Origin of the sequence: Nocardia sp. NPDC058497 (assembly GCF_042720195.1) — a bacterium.
In the GTDB taxonomy this organism is placed as follows: Bacteria; Actinomycetota; Actinomycetes; order Mycobacteriales; family Mycobacteriaceae; genus Nocardia.
In genome coordinates this window covers 1-2,589 of the sequence record NZ_JBHXMY010000726.1, presented here as the reverse complement: position 1 = coordinate 2,589, position 2,589 = coordinate 1, and the positions used below count along the sequence as shown (strand labels likewise).

At 63.9% G+C, this 2,589-nt stretch carries 2 protein-coding genes; both read right to left on the bottom strand.

What is annotated here, in order from left to right; translation table 11 throughout:
- Positions 1-36: 36 nt before the first annotated feature.
- Positions 37-1,224: a hypothetical protein gene (locus tag ACFWPJ_RS30100; RefSeq protein WP_378856489.1), complete on the bottom strand. Its 1,188-nt coding sequence runs from the start codon at positions 1,222-1,224 to the stop codon at positions 37-39.
- 6 nt (positions 1,225-1,230) lie between these two features.
- A complete protein-coding gene (locus ACFWPJ_RS30095; RefSeq protein ID WP_378856487.1) occupies positions 1,231-2,454 on the bottom strand; it encodes a hypothetical protein in 1,224 nt (407 codons plus the stop codon).
- Between the last annotated feature and the right edge of the window lie 135 nt (positions 2,455-2,589).

Sequence of the window (2,589 nt, the reverse complement as noted above, 5' to 3'; positions counted from 1 at the left end):
TCATCGCGTAAATAACTCGAGCGCGGACAGCCGTGTTTACGGCGCGCCCGCGCGTGGGTGTAAGTATTGAAGGTTATGCAAGGAGAACCCGAACGTGAATCGTCCGAACACGCCATGACATGTCGGGCGTACGGAGTTGTACTTCACCGACGGGTCGGCATCGAAGCAATTGGTGGTCGGCAGGTTGGCCGGACTGGCGGCCTTCATGTAGTCGGGATCGTCGAGTGTCACGGTGTCCAACGCGGCGAGGAACCGGGTCGCGGCGGACCCGTCGCGGGTTCGGTACACCGACCCGGTGTCGAACGCGACATAGTCGATACCGGCATCCGCGTACGCGGCAGTCATGGTCTGGGAGTTGTCTTCGAGATGCAGGACCGCCTGGGCCGGATACACCGCGGCGGAGCTGGTCCCTTGCTTCTGCCGTGACGCTGCCTCGGTGGGCAGAGCATGGCTGAGGAGGCCGTCGTGGTCGAGCGGCAACGTGCTGATGTCGCGCAGCGGGGTCGGTGTGTACGAGCGCAGCATCTCGATCTGCTTGTCGAAGAACTTCTGCGCGACTACCGCGTCAGCTGCGGCATCGTAGGGCAGACCTATCCAGTCCGCGACGTGGATGAACAGCAACATGTCACCGCGCGGCAGCCATGCGCGCAGGTTCTGCACAGGCAGGTCTGTGCGGTGGTCCTCGACCTTGACGAGGGCTTCGGAATAGGTGGGAATCTGGTACGGCGAGCCAGGAGTCCGGTTGGACAATTCGGTAGCCGCGAACTTGGCCTGGTCAGCCGATTCGAACCGGAGGGTGATCGTGCTGACCGTCCGCCCAGCATTGGAGGTGTCGCGGCGGTTCGCGGAACTCTGCCACCCCGCGACGACACCCGGGATCACGGCATTGAAATCCTTGGACTCGATTCCGGCGCCACTGAAGTATGTGGGATCAGCCTGGGTGATGTGTCGACCGCCGCTCGCGCCCGTGACGAAGACGAATCGCGGATCGTACTGGAAGGGAAACGGGGTCGCGGCGCCGATCTTGATCGCCTCTTGCAGGGCTCCCGAGGTCGGAACCCGGGTGGCTTCGAGATCGGTCGGAGTAGTCGGGTAGTTGCCCGAGTCGAGCTTGGCGATATCTATGGAGGGTGTCGGCGGAGCCGCGGCTTCGGTGCCGCCACCGCAACCGCCCAATGCCAGGCCGAGTGTCACCAACGCGCTGCCTACACGGAGTTTTCGCATGATCGTCTACTCGCTCTTCTTCAGGATCGCGTACTGCGCGGCGGTTCGTTCCTGCAATATCGGGTCGACCTCCAGCGACGCACGCGACAAGCTCGCCAGCGACATGACGACGGCAACGTAGCGGCCGTACACGAGGACACAGATCCCGTTGTACCCACGGTTCGGGTCCGGTACCTCCAGCCGCAGGCATTGGGCGTCGGCGATACCGGGCGGCGGGGTGAGCTCGGAGTCGCTCTTGCCTCGCTTGGCGAGTACGTTCTGCAGCTTGAACGCGGACTCGACATCGCGAGTCCGGTACACCGTGCTGTAGCGCCGGCCGACCAGGTCGACACCTGCCTCCTCGAAAGCTGCGCGGGCTTCAGCCGGATTGCGTTCGAAGTGCAGGATCCCCGACGGCTCGAAGGTTCCGAAGTCCTCTTCGTGGTAGCTCATGCCCCACGGGTCGCCCGACGGAGACTTGCCCGTCGCTCGGCGCATGATCCCCTCGGGGTCGAGCGGCACATCGAGCAGATCGTCGGGGGCGATCAACCGGTACTTGTCGAGCGCGGGAATCTGCAGATCGAGCGCCTTCTTGATCTTGGTGGCCAAGCCGGCGGAGTCGGGTGTCTCCTGCGACACGCTGACCACGATCACAAAGGGGCCGTGCGCCTGAAAGGCGCTGACCGCGGTGCCGTTCCCGCTCGACCCGTTGGCCTCGGAGTATCCCGGAATCGTCACCGGCTGCCGGGGGCGTTCGCCTGTCGTGCTCACCTGATACATCGCAGCGGCCGCGTTCTTGCTGTCCTGCGCGGTCGCGAAGTGCAGCACGCTCATGTGCAGGCCCTTGGTGTCTCGCACGCTGCCGTTCGTCCGCGATGCGGTGACTCCGGCGATCATGTTGTTCTCGGTCACCGCGGCCTTGAACATCTCGGGGAGGCCATCGTCTTTCGACATGTCCGTGCCATCGGCGAACACCCTGGTGGTAACACGCATCGTCAGTTCGGGGTCGACGTCGATCGACGGGATGAGGACGTTGAGCAGGCGACGCCCCTCGATCAATCTGACCGATTTCGCCGTGTCGGAGTACTTCAACTCGAAGGTGGTCGGCTCGGTGACGGTCGCGCCGGTTTGCAGCGCTGCCAGGTCGACCGGTGTCATTCCGGGCTTGGCCTGCCCGGAAATGGGTGCCGCGCAACCAGACCCGACGATCAGGATCGTGAGCAGCCCAGCCAGCCGCAGGGTGTTCTTCATGTCGGGCATCCTCATCGGCGGGTGAGCAGAACGTATTGCGCGGCGACCTGCTGGTGGAGATCCTGCAGGTTCTTGTCGCGAATCTGCACGGCCTAACGGTCGACCTGCAGATAGCAGATGTGATCGGCGGTCTTC